The sequence below is a fragment of the Candidatus Thiosymbion oneisti genome, from assembly GCF_900092655.1.
Taxonomy (GTDB): domain Bacteria; phylum Pseudomonadota; class Gammaproteobacteria; order Chromatiales; family Chromatiaceae; genus Thiosymbion; species Thiosymbion oneisti.
The window spans coordinates 1-21,198 of sequence record NZ_FLUY01001786.1 but is presented as its reverse complement, the minus strand read 5'-3'; the positions used below and the strand labels follow the sequence as shown (position 1 = coordinate 21,198).

Below are 21,198 nucleotides of genomic sequence, written 5' to 3'. Positions count from 1 at the left end.
TCCGCAGAGCACACGGATTTTCGCGGATGGCTCTTTTATGGATTCCGGACTGCCAACGATCATGGAAGGGTACCACCGGACGTTTTGGAGTGCGGCGGCAACTTTACCCCGATGCTTACCGGAACCTACAGCGCCAGGCATAAGCGGGGGGGCAGCCAAGTGGCACAATCCTGCCGCCGCTTTGGATTTGGCGACGCATCCATCCCCGGCAAAGGCCTTGCAGCTAGGGGAAAGCGCCGTCGCCGCGGCGCGTGTGGAGCCCGATGCCCAGGTTCTTGGCAAGCGCTGCTGGTATCCCCCGTCGCTGAGGTTTGATTCGGTTGCGCCGCTTTGCCGGCGCACTCCAAAGCAGTCCGGAATCCATAAAGAGCCATCCGTAATTATATGAAGATCGAGTACGATACCCGCAAGGATGCGAGCAATCTTCAAAAGCACGGGGTATCGTTGGCGCAGGCAGAGGACTTCGAGTGGGACACGGCGGTAGTCTGGGACGACGTGCGTTGTGACTATGGCGAGCCGCGTGGGTGTGCACTCGGGTATATCGGCAAGCGGCTTTACTTCGCTGCCTTCGTGGATAGAGGTGGACGCCGACGGATTATCAGCTTGCGAAAAGCCAACAGGCGAGAGATCAACCACTATGCCCAGGCTTAAACCAAATACCCTTATCCCAACCCCGGAGGAGGATGCGGCCATCACGGAGGCCGCTGGGTCGGATCTCGACGCACGTCCGTTCACGGACGAAGAATGGGAGCAGGTCAAGCCGACGCTGCGTCCTGGGCGCCTCAAGGCGGAGGTGACAAAGGAGTGGATTAGGATCCGGCTTTCAGCGGAGGTCGTGGATTACTTCCGTTCCACAGGGAGCGGATGGCAAACCAAGATGGATGCGGTACTCAAGGAGTGGATGCGCAACCATGCATAAGTCAAGAATGCCGACGGCTCCGACCGCCGGGTTTACGGGCGAGCACACCCAGGCAGGCACAGAACGGCGAGGCCGGCGGCTGATAGCTGGTGACTGGAAGCCCGCCGGTGAGCACAGCCCACCCTAGGGTCGTGCCGGGTGTAGGATGTGGTGAGCGCCTGCCGACCGCCCCAGGGACGGGGCAGGCAAGCAGCGAACCGCATCGATGAGCGGCGAGGCCGGCGGCTGGTAGCTGGTGACTGGAAGCCCGCCGGTGGGCACAGCCCCCCCTACGATTGTGCCGGGGGTGTAGGATGTGGTGAGCGCAGCGAACCGTACCGACCGGAATCCATAAAGGGCCATTCAGAGTATGGCAGGGAAACGAGTTGCAGTTTTGGCCGGTGCGGTGGCAGTGGTCGCCATGGCCGCGACGGTGGGCTGGATCGCCGGATCCAAGATCGAATCTCCGGCGGATGCCGCCGCCCGCACCGCACCCCCCAAGCCGTCGCCGATCTTGGTTCCTATCGAGAAGCGCGTACTGAGCACTGAAATCGTGACCCGAGGCACGGCCAGGTTCGGGCTGCCGCAACCCGTCTCCATCGCACCTTCCAACCTCAAGGCCGGTCCCAGCCTGATTTCCACCCTGCCGGTGCGCAATACCCAGCTGGAGGAAAGTGCCGTCCTGCTCACGGCCTCGGGTCGCCCCGTTTTCATTCTGCAAGGCAAGCTACCGGCCTATCGTGACCTGGTTCCCGGTAGCGCGGGGGAAGATGTCCGCCAATTGGAGGCGGCGCTTATGCGTTTGGGCTTCGACCCAGGTCCGGCGGACGGGGCCTATGACCAACGGACCAGCACTGCCGTGGCCCACTGGTACGAGTCTCGGGGTTGGGAGCCGTTCGGTCCCACCCGAGAACAAACCGCTGCCATGCGCTCGATCGAGCAGGCGTGGGAGGATGCACGCAAGGCCGAGCTCGCGGCCGCGGCGGCCCTCTCCGCGGCCGGCTTGGAGGTAAAGGCCGCCCGTGCCAGCGCAGAAGCCAACAACAGCGCCGCGGCGGCAGCGCTGGCGGCCCGCCGCGCGGACCGGCGGGGGCTCGCCGCTGCCTCGACCAAGGACCGGGCCCTGAGCATAGAAGCGGCAAAGGCCCAGGCGAAGGCCGCTCTGGAGGTCGCCAAGGCCGATGTGGCCGCAAAGGTCGCCGAGCGGGCCCGGATCGTGCTGGACCCACGCCAGCCGAAGACGGCCCGCGAGGCCGCGGAGGCCAATCTCAAGCTGGCCCAGGCCGCCCTCGAGCAGGCCCGGGTGGAGGGCGAGCTGGCGATTCGCCGGGCGCAGCGCGAATCCAGCTCCGGGACCCTGGGAGTAGGTTCCGCCGATGCCGCGATCAAATCCGCGGAGGCGGCCGTCAAGTCTGCCGCCCTCGACGGCAAACGGGCGATTCGAGCGGCCATGGATGCACGCAAGATCGCAGAATTCGAGGCCAACCTGGTGGCCAGGCGGGTCTCCCGTCTGAGTGCCAAACTGGAGCAGGCCCGTAGTAAGCTCGGCATCCAGGTACCGGTCGACGAGCTCGTGTTTCTGCCCGCGCTCCCGGTGCGGGTCGAAGCGATTCAGGCGGCCGTCGGCGATGCGGCGACCGGTACCCTCATGTCCGTAACCGACAACCGGCTCTCGATCGACGCGTCGCTGCCGCTGGAGACCGCGCCTTTGGTCCGACCCGGCATGCAGGTCCGGATCGACGAGCAGGCGCTGGGCGTCACGGCCACCGGCTTGGTCAAATTCGTGGCCGATAGGCCGGGGACCCGCGGGGTCGATGGCTTCCACTTTTACTTCGAGGTCGCCGTCGAAGAAACGACCATGAAACTGGAGGGCTTCTCCCTGCGCTTGACCATCCCCATCGAATCGACCGCAGGCGAGGTCATCGCCGTGCCCTCCAGCGCCCTGTCCCTGTCCGCGGACGATACCTCGCGCATCCAGGTCGAACGCGGCGGCGCACTGGAATATGTGGTGGTGAAACCGGGGATGTCAGCGGACGGCTTCGTCGCGGTCATCCCGATCGCCGGAGCCTTGAACCCCGGCGAATTGGTCGTGGTCGGCGTCGGGAATCCGGGTGCCAGCCTTCCACCATGACCCGATCGGAGACCGATCGCTCGCGCCGTGTACTCGATCTGGCCGGCATCGGACGCCGGTACGGCACCGAGCCTCCCATCCATGCCCTCACGGATATCCACCTGGGCATCGATCAGGGCGATTGGGTGGCGATTACCGGGCCCTCAGGCTCCGGTAAGTCGACGCTGCTCAATATCCTCGGTTGTCTGGACCGGCCGACGGCGGGCACCTACCACATCGACGGTATCGACACCACGAGCTTGACGGATCGGGAACGGGCGGGCGTGCGCAGCCGGCGGATCGGGTTCGTCTTCCAGTCGTTTCACCTCCTGGCCTATCGCAGCGTGCTCGAAAACGTCATGTTGGCGGAGGTCTACCGTAACCGGCCCCAAGCCGGACGGCGCGAACGGGCCATCACCGCCCTGCAGCGAGTGGGGCTCGGGCACCGCCTGGAGTATATGCCGACCCGGCTCTCCGGCGGCGAACGTCAGCGGGTAGCCATCGCCCGCGCCATCGTCGGCTCACCGAGCCTGCTACTCTGCGACGAGCCCACGGGCAATCTGGACTCGAAGAACTCCACCGCGATCATGGATCTGTTCGAGCAGCTGAACCAGGAGGGCCTGACCCTGGTGATCGTGACCCACGACCCGAAGGTTGCCGACCGGGCCCCGCGACGGGTGCATATCGTCGACGGGCGCCTGACGGATCTTACACCCGGGGAAACCGGGCCGCCTCCCTCCGAAGCCTTCAGCAGCGGGGGCGGGCGGGCGGCTTCACGCTCCGGCATTACCGTCCGGGACATGCTCACGGAGGCGGTGGCCGGCATGTTGGCCAGACCCGGACGCATGCTGTTGACGGTCCTGGGGGTCGTGATCGGGCTCACGGCGCTGGTGGCGACTATCGGGCTGACCAGGACCGCGGGCAATCGCATCATCAGCCAGTTCGACGCGCTCGCCGCTACCGAGCTCTTCATCAGCGCCCGGCCGGGACGCACGACAGGAATCGTCGATCCCAGGGCGATCCCTTGGGATGCGCCCCAGCGGTTACTGCGGCTCAACGGCGTCGAGCGCGTGGGTAACCTGAGTCAGGTCGAGGTGGGAGATAGGCTGGTGAGCGCCTCGCCGGTCAAGGACCCGCTGCATCCGACCGCCGTGAAGATGGCCATTCACGCCGCATCACCCAGCTTGTTCTCCGCCGTCCGCGCCGAGCTCCAAAGCGGACGGCTGTTCGATCGCGGGCATTCGGACAGCGCCGAGCGGGTCGCCGTCCTGGGACCGGATGCCGCACGCCGGCTCGGGATCAAGGGGCTCAATCAGCTGCCGGCGATCGCCCTCGGCGATCACCGCTATCTGATTATCGGCATATTGCGCGATCTGGTGCGCAAGCCGGAGCTGCTCGGGTCCGTCATCATTCCCGAGGGGACGGCCCGCAAATACTTCGCGTTGGCCGGGCCCGGTACGCTAGTGGTCGAGACCAGGATCGGCGCCGCCTATCTGATTGCGGAACAGGCACCTTTGGCGCTGCGTCCGGACAACCCGCGGGTCCTCAAGGTGGAGGTACCCCAGGAGCCGAAGCGCGTCCGCGACGAGGTACAGACGGACCTGGATGTCATGTTCCTGCTGCTCGGCGGCCTGTCCCTCATCGTCGGCGCCATCGGCATCGCCAACATCACGCTGGTGGGGGTCATGGAGCGCACCCCCGAGATCGGCCTGCGCCGAGCGATCGGTGCCACCCGCAGCCATATCGCGATCCAATTTCTGCTCGAGAGCGCCTCCATGGGCGCCGTCGGCGGCATCATCGGCGCCAGCCTGGGCGTCCTGGTGGTCATCGCCGTCTCGGCCTACCAGGTCTGGACACCGGTACTGGACCCCTCTGTACCCTTCCTGGCACCCGTCGTAGGCAGCGCAATCGGCCTCTTGTCAGGGACCTATCCGGCGCTACGGGCCGCACGGCTGGAGCCGGTGGAGGCCTTCCGGCATTGATGATCGCATTCATGCTATCATTTTGGAGTCATCCTGATAACAGAGACCAAATCAAATGGGACAAGTCGCTATTCGTAATCTCGACGACGGTGTATTGAACCGTCTCAAACAACGCGCGAAGAGAAACCATCGGTCTCTTGAGGGCGAGCTGCGCCAAATCCTCACCCTAGCCGCACTCCCGTCACGCCCCGAGCTGACGGCAAAGGCCGAGGCGCTGGCGCAAGCACTGGAGGGCCGCTGGACCGATGACAGCACCTCACTCATCCGCGAGGACCGCGACCGTTGAGCCTGGTTATAGACGCCAGCGTCGCCCTGAAGTGGTTTGTACTGGAGCCCGTAGATCGGGTCAAGCCAGACCCCGTCCCGACGCAGGAGGGAGCCTGACCGCCATCCGACGGAGATGGCTGGCATACGGCGGATGGCTACGCGGGCTGGCCCCGACGCCGGGCAATTAGCCGCAATTCAAGTTAGCTTCAAACACAGAGCACAACGCTCGATCACTCATACCCAGGAGTCGTCCAATGAATCGACAAATCTCGTACCCTTCCACGTTTGCCGCACTGGCCCTGGTAAGTGCTGCCTCGGTCATGCCTGTCTCCGGCGAGGAGCAGAAACCATACGAAGATTTCGCTTCAGCTAAATTCAGCAACCCGACCAAGATTGCCAATCCTTGGTTTCCGCTCGAGCCCGGCACACGCCAAGTATGGGAGGGTACCACGGTGGATGAGGAAGGGGTTGTCGAGCCGCACCGGGTCGTCTTTGTCGTCACGGATCTAACCAAGGTGATCGGCGGCGTCGAGACCAGAGTCAACTGGGATAGAGATTACAAAGACGGCGAGCTGGAGGAGGCCGAGATCGTGTTCTTCGCCCAGGCCAACGACGGCACCATCTGGCACCTCGGCCAATACCCGGAGGAATACGAAGATGGCAAGATAAATGCTACTCCCGGATGGCTGCATGGCATCAACGGACACGCAGGCATCATGATGCCGGCGGACCCCAAGCTGGGTGACCCAGAATTCTCGCAAGGCTGGGCGCCCAATGTGCCATGGACCGACCGCGCGATGGTCCATAAGACCGGCGTCAAAGTAGAGACCGGTTATGGCACCTTTGAAGATGTAATCGTCTTTGCGGAACATGACCGAGAGGAACCGAACGCGCGCCAATACAAGTACTACGCCCGCGGCGTCGGAAATATCAAGATCGGTTTCTCCGGCGACGACACCACCCAGGAGCAGATGGAGCTGATCAGCGTCGAGAAGCTCTCCGAAGAAGAACTTGCAGAGGTCCGAAAAGAGGCCCGACGGATCGAAGCGAACGCCGTCAAGTTCTTGCCGGAGATTTTCGGCAAGGTCGAACCGGCGCAGCAACGATAAGGCTCTTAATGCAAGCGGGAAATCTGATCGGATCGGCATTCCCCAAGGATCTCCCGATCCGGCGTCGCTGAGCCCGTAGGGCGGGTCAGGCGCGTGCGCCAGGCGCTGCGATTGCCGCGGCGGTGGGCGCGCCGTCACCCGCCGGATGGCAACCCGTCGGTCGGGTCAGGCCAGGGCGACGGAGGTAGCCGGATACGGCGGATGGCGCAAGCTTATCCGCCCTACGCGGCCTCAGCTGTCGCCAATTCAACACCTTCGCCGGAAAGCCTTAGGTCATATTCCACCCCTTCAGGCGATGAAAAACCGGTACTAAAAGCAGCCTGACCTGTTCCAAAAAGAGTCTATGATCTGGCGGGACTTGAGGCATCACCGTCGAGGACCCGGTGATAGAGCGCCAGGGTCTGGTTTGCCATGCGCTCCGTGGTGAAATGCTCCAGGAAGCGGGTCCTGGCCGCGGTCCCGAGGGCGTGGCGCTGAGCGGGATCAAGCAAGTGCTGCAGCTGGGCTCTGAAGGCCGCACTGTCTTCGCAGGGAAATAGGTACCCATTCTCGGCATCGCGTACCAACTCGGGGATACCGCCGACCGCGCTGGCCAATGCCGGAAGCCCTGCGCGTGCAGCCTCCAACAGACTTAACGATAAGGCCTCCCGCCGTGAGGGCAGGACCAGCACGTCAGCCAGCCGGTACCAGGCGCTCAATGCCTCCATGGACGTTTGCCCGATCAAGACCGCTATCTCCCTCAGACGCGGGCTGGAGGCGAGTCTATGCCGGCAGGCGCGTCCATAGTCGGTTCCCCGCCAATCACCGGCGAACAGCACCAATACCCGCTCGGCTAGCTCCCGCGGCAGATCCGCGAGCTCTTCCAGCAGCCAGTCCTGTCCCTTGTCGCGGATGAAACGGCCGACTTGGAGTAGTACCAGGCGGTCCTGGGTACGTTTGCGCTCGGCAAGCCCACGGAAGAGCGGTGATTCTTCCACCGATTCGGCCGGCTGGGGCGGGATTTCGGGGATGCCGTGATAGATCAGGTGCAGGTTGGACAGGCCACGCGCGCACAGCACCCGCTCCACCGCCCGACTCACGCAGATGATCGGGGCAGCGCGGTCGAAGTGCTTCCAGGAGTTGGTCGAATGTGCGGTCATCACCAGGGCCGGCGCCTGGTTCCAACGCCTGGCAAGGCGCGCATAGTGGCTGGCGCGCATGGCGTGGGCATGCAACAGGTCGGGCCGATGGCGGCGTATCAGTCTGCCGAGGCGTAGGGCCGATAGCGGATCGAAGAACCCTCGCATGGGCAGGGGCAATACCTCGAACCCGGCATCGAAGGCCTGTTCCGCGAGCCAACCCCGGGGCTGGGTCAGTATCCTGGGCGTCCAGCCCTGCTCACGCTGGGCCGCGGCCAATTGCAGCAGGTGGATCTCGATACCGCCGACACCGGCGGAGTGGAACAGGTGAAAGACGCTACCGGACTGGGCCATGACGCTCCCGAGCCGCGTCGAGCCGTGGCAGGCAACCGCTGCTCTTCAGCCGCGGAATTGACCCTCTATTGCGTCTGAGCGGTCTCGAACTCGATCTCGACGAATGAGCGATTGCCGTCCGGTGCGACCGATCCGACGGCCAGCTTGTAGTCCGTATCCGGCTTCATCCAGCCGTTCGGGATCTCAAATGAGAACGCATTGCCGGGGAGCTCGGCTTCGATCGCCAGGTCGGCCGCTTCGTCCTCCAGGATCAAGACGTATTTCTCGATGCCTTCAAGCGGCTTCCACTGCGCCTTCAACCCGGCTGCCGGAACGTCCTCCTGCTCGTCCTTCGGGACGAGGAAGGATACCGGCGGCGGCAACCGGTGGCTCAAGGTACCGCTGCCGCTTATCCGGTCTCCGTCCATGGTGATACCGGTGAAGCCGTAGTCGCCCGCCGGAAAGTCGGCCTGGACGCGGCCATCGTCCTCCGGCTCCGGGGATTCCAACTTGACGGATCGGATGCCGAGCTTGCCTTCGGGGACCTGGAAGTCGACCAGCGTGCGGCCGTCCGGCGCTACGAGGGTCAGGACCGACAGTCCCTCGTCATCACCTTTGGCCTCAATGACGACCTCGGCATCGCCGTCGGCCACGTTCCGCTCCAGATAGAGCTTGGCCGTGTCGAATCGGTCGTCGGCCTGAACCAAGCCGGCTGAGGCAAGCGCACATGTGACTACTGCCACAATAGGAAGCTGTGGTCGCATCTCGATACCTACAAAAGGCTTTTGGCGGGATGCGCTGCGCTTTCCCGCCCTACGTGGGCTTGAATACCTACAAAAGATTCCGTTGCGGCACCGCACGGGAACCGCGCGATCGAGTCCCATTCATCGTCCGTAGCGCCGATTTCTTCCATCCCTGCCGCTGTAGGTTCCGGTCTCGGGTAGAGACCCATTCTCCCGCCTCACTCGATTGGTAGAGCGCGAATTCCTCGTCGCTGTCAAAGTCTTCGCGTGTTAAGACCCGCGGTAATTTTGGTTTACTCATGGCTGCCGGGTGTCAGTAAATAGTCACGGGTATCTTTGCGGCTGGGGAAAAACGTCTTGAAAAACCGCTTTTTGTGGTCTTCGACATAGGAGACCACGTAGGCATAACCTCCTATTTCGACCACCAGCTGCTTCTGATGTCCGTATCGATCCCGATTCGGATGTTCCCGATGGTCGAGTAACCGTCCTTGTCCCAAGGCGATGACGACCTCCTCGAATACCTATCCCATGCCGACGGCGTAGTTGCTCGTTTTTCGACTCCGCCCAGGAAATCGGTTTACCCATATATGGAGTTATATTACAAGGGAAACCCAAGGAAGGTTATAAAGGGATTTGATGAATCGTACCTGGGAAGTCGTCCCATTCCGAGGCTACAGCCTATTCCAATTTGGATTTGGTGTTCAACAGAGATCAGTCGTTGAAAAGCCCCAACGTAGTAGCGTAGGTTGGGCAAAGGCGCGCACTGCTGAGCCGACGCTCGAGCCGATAGCCCATATCGCGCCGTGCCCAACGGATGGATCGATGGGCACGCTTCGCTTGGTGCATCCTGACGAACAGCCGCGGTGCGGAAACCGCCGCGGAATGACCGAAACCTCAAGATCGGTTTGATGGACGCTTGCTTTGCCCATCCTACGCGGGCTCATGGCTGTTCTGATGCAGTTCGCCGCGGGCATCCCTGCCCGCCGGCTCACCACATCCTACTCTGCTTCGCAGGCGAGACCCGTACTCCAAATCAACCGGCAACCGGTGCCGGTTCCCTTCCGATCCGTTCCGGTGCCCGTGTGGAGCCCTTGCCGAAGCGCAGGTAGAGCGCCGGGATCACGAACAGGTTGAGCAAGGTCGAGGTGACCAATCCCCCGAGGATGACCACGGCCATGGGGTACTCGATCTCGTGCCCGGCGATGTCCCCGGCGATAACGAGGGGCAGCAGGGCCAGCCCGGTGGTGAGCGCCGTCATCAGGATCGGTGCCAACCGTTCCCGCGCACCGCGCATGATGAGATCAATACTGAAGGTCTCACCCTCATGCAGCTCCAGGTGTTGGAAGTGGCTGATCATCATGATGCCGTTGCGGGCAGCAATACCGAGTACCGTAAGGAAGCCCACCAGGGAGCCGAGGGAGACGATGCCGCCGCCCATGTAGGCGGCGATGATGCCGCCGACCAAGGCGGTGGGGAAGGCCAGAAAGGCCATCAGCGCCAGCGTCCAACGCTTGAATGAGGTGTGCAGGAGCAGGAGGATGATCGCAGCGGCCAACAGGGTAAACACCCGCAGGCGTCCTTCCGCGGCCTGGCGCTCCGCATATTCGCCGAGCAGCACCGGGTAGTAACCGGTCGGGAACTCGACGGTTGCGAGGCGCCGCGCGACTTCCTCGGCCACGGTGCTCAAGGCAACGCCTTCCTCCACATTGCCGCCGACGTCGATGCGCCGTTGCATATTCTCGCGTTTGACCACATTGGGTGTCGGTTTAATCTCAACCCGTGCTACATCGGCCAGTCGCACCTGCTCGCCGCTGGGGGTGTCGAGCAGCAGGTTCTCGATGTCGGTCACACTGTTGCGCACCTCGGGAACGCCCCAGATCTGTACATCGTAGGCCTTGCCGCCGCGGAAGATATCGCCGACCTCCAGACCGGCGACGATGACTCCCGCCGCACGGCGGACATCACCCGGCTTGAGCCCGTACTGCTGCGCCTTCTCCAGATCCACTTCCACGTCGATCTGGGGCTGCTCGGTCTGCAGCGAGACGTGCAGCTCTTTGAGTCCGGGGGTACCTTTCAGGGCCGCCTCGACCGCCTCGGCCTGCTCGCGCAGCACGTGCAGGTCGTGGCCGAAGATGCGTACCGTGATGGCCTCGTGGGCCCCCGTCAGCACCTCCCGAATGCGCTCCTTGAGGTAGGTCAGCACGTCGCGATAGAGCCCCGGATAGCCGTCGACGACTTCCTGGATCTTAGCTACCGTCTCGTCATAGTCCACGGCGGGATCGACGCTGACCCAGTTCTCCCCGAAGTAGATGCCGACCACCTCGTCCATGATGAGGGCCTGACCGATGTGGGCGCCGAAGTTGCGAACCCCTGGGATCGCGCGCAACTCCTTGCTGGATTGGATGGTGATCCGGTTCATCTCCGGCCAGGAAGTGCCGGGCTTAGTCAGCCAGTGCATCAGGAAGTCCCGCTCCTTGAAGGACGGCAACAGGGACTGACCGAGCTGGGGTACGATCAGGATCCCGGCGAGAAACATGACGCCCAGGGTGGAATAGGCGATGACCGGGGTCTTGAGGAGTCCGGACATCACCCGACCGTAGCCGGCCTGCAAGGGCTTGATGAGCGGCGACTCACGCCGCTCCAGGGGCGCCTTTCTGAGCAGGATGAAACCCAGCGCCGGGGTCACCGTCAGCGCCACCACCATGGAGGCGAAGATGGCCAGCACATAGGCCCAGGCCAGGGGCTTGAAAAAGGCCCCGGACAGCCCTTCCATGAAGAACACCGGGATCAAGGCGGCGACCTCGATCAGGGTGGCGTAGACGATCGCGCTCCGCACCTCGATCGTGGCGTCGAGGATAATCCTGCCTGCCGAGTAGGCACTGCCAGTCGCGCGGTGTTGACGCAGACGCCGCATGATGTTCTCGATGCCGATGATGGCATCGTCGACCACCGCCCCCAGGGCGATGACGAAGCCGGCCAGGACCATGGTGTTGATGGTCGCCCCCTGCCAATAGAGCACGATACCGGCCGCGATCAGCGACAGCGGAATGGCGACGATGCTGATAAGGGCCACCCGCCACTCCCACAGGAAGGCGCCGAGGATCAGGATCACCAGGACGCAGCCGATCAGGAGCGCCGTGGTCAGGTTCTCGATGGACAGCTCGATGAAGGTGGCCGGGCGGAAGATCTCGTGATCGATCTCGATGCCGGGTAGCCCCGGTTTGATCTTGGCCAGGACCTCCTCGACCCCCAGGCTGACGTCCAGGGTGTTGGCCCAGGGGAACTTCTCGACGATCAGCAGCAGCCCCACCTCGTCGTTGATGATCCCGTCGCCGATCATCGGCTGGTGGTCCTCCAGGACCTCCGCCACGTCACCCAGGCGCAGCACCTCGCCGCCGGTATCCTTGATGGGCAGCTCCGCCAGGTCCTCCGGGCTCAGAATCGGCAAGATGTGGCGGATGTGGAGGCGCTGATTCGGGGTATCGATGAAGCCGCCGGTGCCTACCACGGCCCCATCGGACCAGGGCAGCAGGCCGGAGTCCAGCGCGTCCGCCGTGGTCTTCATGACCTGGTTCAGGGTGACGCCGTTCTCTTTGAGACGCGCCGGGTCCACTTGGACCTGGAGCATCTGCAGGCGCTCACCCCAGATGGCGACGTTCGCCACCCCCTCCACGTCCAGGAGCTTCTGGCGGATCTTCCAGTAGGCGATCATCGACAGGTCGATGACCGAGTGCTCCTGTGAAGAGAGGCCGATCTTCATGGTGCGGCTGGTGGCCGACAAGGGCGGCACCATGACCGGCGGACTGGCCCAGGCCGGGATCGAGGGCGTGACCATATCCACCCGTTCCTGCACCACCTGGCGGGCATGCAGCAGGTCGGTGCCGGGCTTGAAGATCAGCTTGACCGCCGACAGCTGGGGCACGGACCTGGAGCGCATCACGTCCAGCCCGTCCACGCCGGCCAGTGCCTCTTCCAGCGGGACGGTCACCAGGTCCTCCACCTCCTCGGGGGTCAGACCCAGACAGGGGGTCTGAATCTCCACCATCGGCGGTGCGAACTCAGGGAAGACATCGACCGGCATCTGGCGCAGGCGCCCGACACCGAAGAACACCATCGCGGCCGCGATGGCGATGACGATAAACCGGAACCTCAGACTGGTCCCAACCAGCCAGCGCATCATGGCTCAGTCCTCCGTGGATGGATCCAGGGGCTGTTGACATTTTTTAGCCGCAAATAAACGCAAATGGACGCAAATTGAATCGATTCCGAATTTGCGTTTTTTGCGTTCATTTGCGGCTAAATCTTCCATACTAATGCCCGATCTCGAACTCGGCCCCGAACAGCTCGGGCGCGCCGACGATCACGACCTGGGTGCCGGGCTCGGGACCCGTGTGCAGGTAGAGCTGATCGCCCTCGATGCGGTCGACCTCGACCCTGGCCCGTTTAAAGACCATGGGCTGGGGGCTGGCGTAGACCCACTCGCCGCCCCCGGCGTCATAGAGCAGCGCGCCGTAGGGGGCGACGAGCCGGTCACCCTGCCGGGTCACCTCGGCCAGCTGAATGCCCAGACGCTCCGCCGCCCGGTCGGTCAAGGTGATCCGGCTAATGCCCGAATCCCCGCTGGGCTCCACGGTTGCCGGGTGGATCTTGTGGTGTTCCGCATCGTGGGACGAGTCCCCACACCCGGCGAGCAACAGGGCGGTTGCCGGAATTGCTGCCATCGTCATCCATCGATTGAAGCGCTGCATTTTCATCTTGTACTCTCCTGTTCGGTTCCGAAATTGCCCATTGCTTGGCCCGTCCGCGACCCGGGGACCACGCAGGTCCCCGCCGGTCGCGCCCATACGCCTTGCCTTCAACGGATCACTTTTCATCGGGAACGGCCTCCAGCAGGTTCTCGAAATCCTCTTCGGACCTGGCCTCGGTCCCGAAGCCGAGATACAGCAAGGGCAGCACGAACAGGGTCATCCCCAGGGTGGTTACCAATCCGCCGAGTGCGGCGCCGGCCAAGGGTCCGGCAATCTCCATACCGGCACTGTTATGCAGCAAGGCGAACGGCAGCAAAGCGGCGGCGGTGACCAGGATGGCGGCGACGGCGGGGATGGCATTTTCAAAGGTGCCGCGGGCCACCAGCTCCGCACCGAAGGCTAGCCCCTCCCGGCGCTCCAGATACTCGAAGTGCAGGTACAGCTTGATGGCGAGCCGCGCGGCCAAGGCCGTGACCAACAGCAGACCCAGGAGTGAGCCGAGTGAGAACTCAGCACCGGCGAGCAGCACCACCAGGATCCCGCCGAGCACCGAGACCGGCAGACTCAGCACCAGGACTGCGGCCAACCGCCAGCTGCGCAAGGCCGCCTGGATCACCAGGAAAATACCGATCAGCGCGGTGAGGACCGCGGCCAGGACCTGCTGCTTCCCGGCGGCGAAGAACCGGTAGTCGCCCAGGACCTCCGCGTGGTACTCCAGGGGGAAGGAATAGGCCTCGAGACGGGTCTGGATCTCATTGGCCACCTCGGCGATCCCGCGCCCGAAGATGTCGGCCTCCACATCCACATAGCGCGCTACGCCCTCGCGACGGATCACGGTCGGATGGGGCTTGATACCCACATCCGCGACCTGCTTGAGCCGGATGTATTGCCCGGTCGGGGTTTCGATCAAGAGATTCTTAATGTCGGACAGGCTGGAACGGGTATCCGGCGTACCCCAAACCACGACGTCGAAGACCTTCTTTTCTTCGAACAGGCTCCCCACCTCCAAGCCCGAGAGCAGGGTCGCGGCGGCCCGTCGCACATCACCCGGCTTGATGCCGTACTCCTGCGCGCGCTCCAGGTCTACTTGGATCTCCACTGTCGGCTCGATCGGGGTACCCTTGATCTCGAGCTCGGCGATACCCTCGATGTTACCCAGCACATCCTTGACCTTCTGGGCCTCCCGCGCCAAGACATCGGTGTCCTGCCCATAGACCCGCACCACGAGCTTGTCGTCCTCCTCGACCCGGACCGCGGCGATGCGCTCTTCCGAGTAGGTGGTCAGATCCACATCGAGCCCCGGATAACCGTCAATGGTCGACTCCACTGCCGCCAGTGTGGCGTTGTAGTCTGCCTCCGGATCCACATTGGCCCAGACCTGGGAGGCGTTGATCCCGACGATCAGGTCGGAGGTCACCGCACGGCCGACATGGGCGCCGACGTTGTCGATCCCCGGAATCTCGCCCAACTCCCGCACCAACTCACCGGTAATGCGGCTCATGGCCGGCTGGGACGTGCCCGGCTTGGCGTTCCACTGGATCAACAGGTCACGTTCCCGAAACTCGGGGACCAATTGATCCGAATGCACGAACGGGATGCCCACCGCCACCGCGAGCAGGGCGACACCCGCAATGGCATAGACCTTGCCGGAGGCGGCGGAAAAGCCCTCGGCGATCTTCTTGGTCGATCCCTGCAGTGCCTTCGAGAGTGGGGAATGCCGGATCTCACGGGGGTCCTTGGGGAGGATCAACAGGCACAACGCCGGGGTCAAGAGCAAGGTGACGGCCAGCGAGGCGACGACCGCGATCGCGTAATACAGACCGACCGAGTGGAAGAACGCACCCAGGACCCCGGAAACGAAGAGGAACGGCAGCACCAGCAGCAAGACGACCAGGGTGGCGGAGGCCATGGTCCCCCGCATCTCGGAAGCCGCATCGAGGATGGCCGTCCAGACCCCCTTGCCCTCCGGTCGCTCACCGGCAAGGCGGTGGCGGATGGCATGCGTATCCAGGACGGCGTCGTGCACGATGACGCCTGCCGCCGTCATGATCCCCGTCAAGACCAGGATGTCCAGCCTAGCGCCGGTGAGGAACAGCACAAACCAGACCACCATGAGGGAAGTCGCGGTGGATATGACCACGATCAGGGTCATCCGCCAGTCGAGGAAGAACAGCAAGAGCGTGATCGCCGCCAGCAGGATGCCGATCGTCACTGCCGTGTTCAGGTTATCGACGGCATCCTCGATGAAGCTCGCGGGACGGAAGATCTCGGTGTCGATCTCGACGCCCGTAAGTCCGGGCCGCAGGTCATCGAGGGCCTTCTCTACCCCGCGGGTAACATCGAGGGTGTTGGCCCAGGGGAACTTCTCGATGACCAGCATGATGCCGCTGTCGTTACCGACGATGGCGTCTCCGATCAGGGGCTGATGACTCTCGACCACCTCGACCACATCTCCGAGGCGCTGGTCCTTGCCTTCGATGGTGACCTTGGACAGGCCCTCCGGCGAAACGATGGGAAGGACGTGACGCACCCCTAGGCGCTGGTTGGGCGTATCGATGAATCCGCCCGTACCCGGATAGGCCGCATCGAGAAAGCTCAGCGGTGAGACCCAGAGCGCGTTACCGGTGGTCGCGACCACATCACGCAGGCCCACGTCCGCCTCCTTGATCCGATCCGGGTCCACGTGGACCTGAAGCTGACGCTTGCGCTGGCCCCAGATCGAGACATGCGCGACGCCGGGCACCCCCATCAGGCGGGGGCGGATGTTCCACCGGGCCAATACCGACATCTCGATCAGCGACAGCTCGTCCGAGCGCAGCCCGACCTTAAGTACGCGGCTGGTGGACGAGACCGGCTGCAGCATCACCGGTGCCTTGGAGACGTTAGGCAGGCCATGGGCCTGGGTCAGCTTCTCCTGCACCATCTGCCGCGCCTCCATGAGGTCGGTACCGGGCTGGAAGATCAGCTCGATGGATGACACGGATGGAATGGATTCGGAGCGAATCCTATCCAGCCAGGCGACCCCGTTGAGCAGGTCCGCTTCTAGTGGGACCGTGATCAGCTGCTCGACCTCGGCGGCCGACAGCCCCAGGGCCTCGGTCTGGATCTGGACGATCGGTGGTGAGAATTCAGGCAACAGATCGGTCGGCAAATCTCCTCGCTTTGCGAAACCGATGGTAATCAAGGCCACGGCGGCTACCAGGAACAAGAAACGCAGCCTCAGACTGGATCGAACTAAGAACCGGAACATAAGCTCACACTCCTTCGCCAAACACTCTGGCGGATGAAATCCAACAACCCCGTCAAGAAATCAACCTACGGTTCTGGTGAAGATATGCCGCTACCCGTGGATTCCTGGCCCCGATGCCGATTACTCGTACCCGGTAGCGACCCCGATAGCGACGTGGCACCGCAAGATCGATCGGGTAGAGGGGACCGCGACCCCCATGTGCCCATCGAACCATGCGTACGGCTCTTCACATGTTTCGTCTCAGAAGCTATCTGGTTAGAACGGAGCCTAGCGTCGTGTTGCGTTACGCCATGCAACCTACACTTAGTAGGCGAGGTCCGCGCGTGCAGTGAGGTGGATCATATGGGTGTAGGTTGCGTTAAGACGCTGGCACTGGCCTGGCCGTGGACCAATGAGCCGTTGGGCGTCGAACGCAACATGTCAAGTCCCCCAAACAGCGCCAAACAATTCAGGATTGCTTTTAACCAGACAGCTTCTCAGTATGGAAGTGAAACCTCCTCCTGCCCAGTTACAATTGTAAATCAAACCAAGTATAGAACAAACGATCAAAAAAACAGGGCAAGGCGTATTTCCTGACTCATAGCAATGAAATACACCCGGTTCCGGCGTATCCATGCTGTGCGAAGATTGTCACCAGCGGTGGGGCACGCAGGTTGTTCAGGGTGTGGCGAAACCGGTCAGCATCAGGGTAGCTCTGCGAGAACGAGTTCCAGATTCGGCGCACACGGATACGCCGTTGTGCACCGATCTTCAGGAGCTTGCGGCGGGTGCTGCCGCACTGGGCATGGGCAGGTGCCTGCCAGCCCGAAACAGCGCCGGGCATACAAAACAGGAGGCGAAACGGACAGCAGCGGATCCAGGCGGATCACCAGGTCCTCCAGAAGTTGTCTGGTTAAACTTTATACACACTTGGCAACCGTGATCCGCAACATCGCAATCCGGACCATATTCTCAGCGGTGATGGCCAGGATTTCATACACAACCCCGACCCGCTTACAGGTATCTTAACCATGAACGAATCCCACTACGAAGAAGTCGCCGCTGGTATCTATTGCATCGAGACCGGCTTGTACCGCCCTGGCCTGGCTGCCTGCTATCTGATCCGCGCGGGCGATCGCCTGGCGTTCGTGGAAACCGGCACCGCGCGCTCGGTGCCCCGCATGCTGGCCCTGGTTTCCGCCCTCGGGCTCACGCCGGAGGCCGTCGATTATGTCATCCCTACCCATGTGCACCTGGATCATGCGGGCGGCGCCGGTGACCTCATGGCCCGCTGCCCCAAGGCCCGGCTGGTGGTCCATCCCAAGGGTGCGGACCACATGCTGGATCCCTCCAAGCTGGTGGCCGGAGCTACCGCCGTTTATGGGGCGGAGGAGTTCGCTCGGCACTTCGACACCCTGACGCCGATCCCCGCGGAGCGCGTCATGGTGGCGGAGGACTCGCTGGTGATCGACCTCAACGGGCGTCCGCTGACCTTTATCGACACCCCGGGGCACGCCAACCACCACGGCTGTATCTTCGACGAGCACACCCGCGGCTGGTTTACGGGTGATACCTTCGGCATCGCCTACCCGGAGCTCCACACGCCCGACGGTCCTTTCCTGTTTGCCCCTACCACCCCGGTCGCTTTCGATCCCGCTGCCTGGCAGAAGAGCCTGGACAGACTCATGGGCTACAACCCCAAGGCCGTCTATCTGACCCACTACGGGCGCCTTGATGACCCCCAAGCGTTGGAAGAGGAGCTACGCCGAAGTATCCGTGACTTCACCGAGCTGGCGTTAGCGGAGGAAGGCAATGAGCAGGCAGGGCGTAGCGAACGGCTGCGAGCAGGTGTCGCGGAGCAGCTGCTTGGCCGCACCCGGCGCCAGGGCTGCGCACTGGACGAGTCCCGAATCCGCGCCGTCCTCGAGGTCGACATTGCCCTCAATGCCCAGGGGCTGGAGGTGTGGCTGGCGCGGCGGGCCAAGCAGGCGGCCGAGAAGGCCAATGCTTGAACTTACCGGCCCGGCGAGCTTAGTAGGTGTCGAGTCCCGCGAGATGAGCAGATGATTTCAAACGAGATGAACAGATGATTTCAAAATTGATCAGGCAACAATGGCCTTTTTGGTTGGGTGGGGTGTTGGTCGGGATCGCGGAAATCCTCTACTACATCCACTCGGACCATTACGACTTTATCGTGGTTACCACCGGCTTTGCCCAGATGTATGCGGCGAGCGAGCAGCTCTTAGGTCTGGACTGGGTCGGCCGGGTTTACGAGCCCGGAATCCACTGGACTATTATCGGCGCCTTGCTCGGGGCCCGGCTCGTGGGTCTCGGTGAGGGGGAGATGCGCAGTTGGGTGCGCTATGACTGGAAAATGCTTGCGCTCGCCTTCATCGGCGGTCTGCTGTTCTCATTCGGCACCCGGCTTGCCGCGGGATGTACCACCCATCACTTCGTCGGCGGTATCCCCGCCATGAGCATTGCCTCCTGGGTCGTGCTCCTGAGCGGGATCCCCTTTGCGTTCCTGGCCTTCCGATTCGCCCTCCGGACCGGCTTGGGAGGCTACTTCCGGCACCAGGAGACAAGGGAGATCGCGGCCCATTGCTACTGCCACCCCGAGCACCATAATCCCTGTTACGACCCGGACTACAGCCCGTGGCGCGATCCGGCCCGCTGGCTCATGAACGGGATACTGATCGTCTTTCTCGGGGTGCCGCTGGTCTTGGCCGTTTTCGGGGATGCTATCCAGGGGGCGGTGAGTCAGATCGGCTGGTCGGAAGTGATCTGGCTGGCAGCGCCGGGGATCCTGCTCGGCATCGGTATCGCCAAGTGCGGCTTCGGTACCGAGTGCTCCGTGATGGCGCCCGAGTCGGTCTTCATGCAGCAGGAGACCTCCCGTGCCCAGGGGGTTCCACTCTGCACCTTCCGCATGTTCCGCAGCATGCTGCCGCTCCAGGGATTCATGGCCGCCATTGTGTTGTTCAACCTCTATATTCTGGGTGCTTGGCTGTTGGGTAAAGGTAGTATCCCGAATGCGGCGGGGGAGCAGGGGCTCTATTGGGGCCACCTCGTGGGCGGCCCCCTGCTCGCCGTGGGCGCCGTATTCATGGTCGGCTGCGAGGTGCGCACCTACGCGCGCCTCGGACTCGGGTACATGACGGCCTTGGCGGCACTGCCCGGATTCTTTATCGGCTATATACCCTACACCCTGTTCCGGGAGCAGATCGATGGGCTGCTGCTGGCGGACGGTCTTACCGACTACATCACGGTTGCGGAATGGGCCGCCTCCACCCTCGGGGGTAGCGAGGAGGTCTGGAGTATCGCCTACAGCCTGGTGCTCATCGGGATCCTGGTCCTGAGCTTCGATGCCGGTCGGCGTTTCCTCGGGGTCGGGTTCAAGGAGATCATGCTTAAGAACACCGATGACTTGGTCTATAAACCGGAGATGGGTACCGGCTGATTGGGCGCCGAGCCTCGACACGAGACAGGATTGGTTGCAAAATCGTATCCAAATCTCCTGTCATCCTTTCCTCATGAGTCGGACCCAGGTTCGAAACAAGGCACGAGTATCCTCTCTATGATTTGGTTTGTTCCGAGGGTACGCAGTGGGGTTGAGCGCGTCGGTGTCGTCCATCAAGCATAGCAGCCGCCTGTTCGTGGAGCTTGCCCGCGGAGCGGACGATGTCCGGGAGGCCCAGGCCCTACGCTACCGGATCTTCGGCGAGGAATGGGGGGTGACCTTGAAAGGTGGCGAGACCGGCCTGGATAGCGATGAATTCGACCCCTATTGCCGGCACCTGTTGGTACGCGAATCCGAAACCGGCCGCGTAGTGGGTTGTGCCCGCCTCCTCACCGATCGGAACGCGGCTCTTATCGGGCGTTTCTACTCGGAGAACGAGTTTGATCTGAGGGCCATTCGGGCACTGCCGGGCCGGATGCTGGAGGTAGGCCGTACCTGTATCGCCTCCGAGTACCGCCAGGGCGCTGCGATCGCAGTACTCTGGTCCGGTCTGGCCAGCTTCGTCAATCTGCACGGGTACGATTACCTGTTCGGCTGCGCCAGTCTGCCGTTGGGGGAACAGGACATGCAAGCGACGGCAATCATGAACCGCCTGCGCCATCAGGCCATGGCGGCCCCTGAGATCCGGGTGACCCCGCGGATACCTTTACGGGCCTCTCCCGTACCGAACGATGTGCTGGATGCCCCCCTTCCCCCGCTCCTCAAGGCTTACGTGCGTTTGGGTGCCAAGGCGTGTGGCGAGCCTTACCGCGATGCGGATTTCGGGGTCGCCGACGTGTTGATGCTGCTCGATATGAACGACCTCGATCCTGCGTATTCCCGCCATTTCATGGAACGCGCCGACCGGCCTTGACAGCATGCCGAGTCTCAACCCACATATCTCACCGGGGCGGCTGGCGGCACTTCAGTTTCCATTTATTTCAATGGGTTATGGGTTAATTTCTCAATTGCCACAACAAACAGTGTGTGATTGCCGCCAGCCTATCACCATCCTGGCGGTTCACGCTCACGCCGTCTTGTCCGCTCCCGCGGACTCAGCCCCTCTGTGCTGATCGGCGTTGGCCGTTAGCCTACCGAGGCGCTTAATCGACGCTGGAGCGTCGGGATCTGCTCCCACGCTGGAGCGTGGGGAGCCAGCCGA

At 62.9% G+C, this 21,198-nt stretch carries 17 protein-coding genes; 10 read left to right on the top strand and 7 right to left on the bottom strand.

Annotated elements, in window-relative coordinates; all coding sequences use genetic code 11:
• Nucleotides 1-223: 223 nt before the first annotated feature.
• Nucleotides 224-364 (bottom strand): hypothetical protein, encoded by a 141-nt coding sequence (locus tag BQ17_RS22970; protein WP_218068358.1) that lies wholly within the window; start codon nt 362-364, stop codon nt 224-226.
• Between the two features lie 20 nt (nt 365-384).
• On the opposite strand from BQ17_RS22970, the gene BQ17_RS19040 reads away from it, so the two are divergent.
• The 7 genes from BQ17_RS19040 (at nt 385) to BQ17_RS19015 (ending at nt 6,366) form a co-directional block, all read left to right on the top strand.
• Nucleotides 385-651, top strand: coding sequence for a BrnT family toxin (locus tag BQ17_RS19040; protein WP_089729832.1), 267 nt, complete (start codon nt 385-387; stop codon nt 649-651).
• Complete coding sequence (locus BQ17_RS19035; RefSeq protein WP_089729830.1) at nt 638-919, top strand: BrnA antitoxin family protein; 282 nt, start codon at nt 638-640, stop codon at nt 917-919. Before BQ17_RS19040 ends, BQ17_RS19035 begins: the two co-directional genes overlap by 14 nt.
• Nucleotides 912-1,046: a hypothetical protein gene (locus BQ17_RS23595; protein WP_256091679.1), complete on the top strand. Its 135-nt coding sequence runs from the start codon at nt 912-914 to the stop codon at nt 1,044-1,046. The genes BQ17_RS19035 and BQ17_RS23595 overlap by 8 nt, the downstream gene beginning before the upstream one ends.
• 246 nt (nt 1,047-1,292) lie before the next feature.
• Nucleotides 1,293-3,029 (top strand): peptidoglycan-binding protein, encoded by a 1,737-nt coding sequence (locus BQ17_RS19030; RefSeq protein WP_218068357.1) that lies wholly within the window; start codon nt 1,293-1,295, stop codon nt 3,027-3,029.
• Nucleotides 3,026-4,990: an ABC transporter ATP-binding protein/permease gene (locus tag BQ17_RS19025; RefSeq protein ID WP_089729826.1), complete on the top strand. Its 1,965-nt coding sequence runs from the start codon at nt 3,026-3,028 to the stop codon at nt 4,988-4,990. Before BQ17_RS19030 ends, BQ17_RS19025 begins: the two co-directional genes overlap by 4 nt.
• A 55-nt stretch (nt 4,991-5,045) precedes the next feature.
• On the top strand, nt 5,046-5,276 hold the full coding sequence (locus BQ17_RS19020; RefSeq protein WP_089729824.1) for a FitA-like ribbon-helix-helix domain-containing protein: 231 nt from the start codon (nt 5,046-5,048) through the stop codon (nt 5,274-5,276).
• Between the two features lie 235 nt (nt 5,277-5,511).
• Nucleotides 5,512-6,366, top strand: coding sequence for a hypothetical protein (locus BQ17_RS19015; RefSeq protein ID WP_089729823.1), 855 nt, complete (start codon nt 5,512-5,514; stop codon nt 6,364-6,366).
• Between the two features lie 341 nt (nt 6,367-6,707).
• Here BQ17_RS19015 and BQ17_RS19010 read toward each other — a convergent pair whose 3' ends face one another.
• From BQ17_RS19010 to BQ17_RS18985, 6 genes are all read right to left on the bottom strand, one after another.
• Nucleotides 6,708-7,838 carry a glycosyltransferase family 4 protein gene (locus BQ17_RS19010; RefSeq protein ID WP_089729820.1) on the bottom strand — a complete coding sequence of 377 codons (1,131 nt, stop codon included), beginning with the start codon at nt 7,836-7,838 and terminating at the stop codon, nt 6,708-6,710.
• A gap of 65 nt (nt 7,839-7,903) precedes the next feature.
• Complete coding sequence (locus tag BQ17_RS19005) at nt 7,904-8,560, bottom strand: hypothetical protein (protein WP_141699380.1); 657 nt, start codon at nt 8,558-8,560, stop codon at nt 7,904-7,906.
• A 293-nt stretch (nt 8,561-8,853) separates the two neighbouring features.
• Nucleotides 8,854-9,057 (bottom strand): hypothetical protein, encoded by a 204-nt coding sequence (locus tag BQ17_RS19000; RefSeq protein ID WP_218068356.1) that lies wholly within the window; start codon nt 9,055-9,057, stop codon nt 8,854-8,856.
• A 536-nt stretch (nt 9,058-9,593) separates the two neighbouring features.
• Entirely contained in the window at nt 9,594-12,740 is a 3,147-nt protein-coding gene (locus BQ17_RS18995) for an efflux RND transporter permease subunit (RefSeq protein WP_089729815.1), read from the bottom strand.
• A gap of 130 nt (nt 12,741-12,870) precedes the next feature.
• A complete protein-coding gene (locus BQ17_RS18990) occupies nt 12,871-13,434 on the bottom strand; it encodes an efflux RND transporter periplasmic adaptor subunit (protein ID WP_141699379.1) in 564 nt (187 codons plus the stop codon).
• A complete protein-coding gene (locus tag BQ17_RS18985) occupies nt 13,424-16,558 on the bottom strand; it encodes an efflux RND transporter permease subunit (protein ID WP_089729811.1) in 3,135 nt (1,044 codons plus the stop codon). Before BQ17_RS18985 ends, BQ17_RS18990 begins: the two co-directional genes overlap by 11 nt.
• 1,010 nt (nt 16,559-17,568) lie before the next feature.
• Between BQ17_RS18985 and BQ17_RS18980 the strand changes: the two genes are divergently transcribed.
• The 3 genes from BQ17_RS18980 (at nt 17,569) to BQ17_RS18970 (ending at nt 20,910) form a co-directional block, all read left to right on the top strand.
• Entirely contained in the window at nt 17,569-18,549 is a 981-nt protein-coding gene (locus BQ17_RS18980) for an MBL fold metallo-hydrolase (protein ID WP_089729810.1), read from the top strand.
• A 74-nt stretch (nt 18,550-18,623) separates the two neighbouring features.
• On the top strand, nt 18,624-19,997 hold the full coding sequence (locus BQ17_RS18975; RefSeq protein ID WP_089729808.1) for a YeeE/YedE thiosulfate transporter family protein: 1,374 nt from the start codon (nt 18,624-18,626) through the stop codon (nt 19,995-19,997).
• A 163-nt stretch (nt 19,998-20,160) separates the two neighbouring features.
• Entirely contained in the window at nt 20,161-20,910 is a 750-nt protein-coding gene (locus BQ17_RS18970) for a GNAT family N-acetyltransferase (RefSeq protein WP_439645684.1), read from the top strand.
• Nucleotides 20,911-21,198 lie beyond the last annotated feature (288 nt).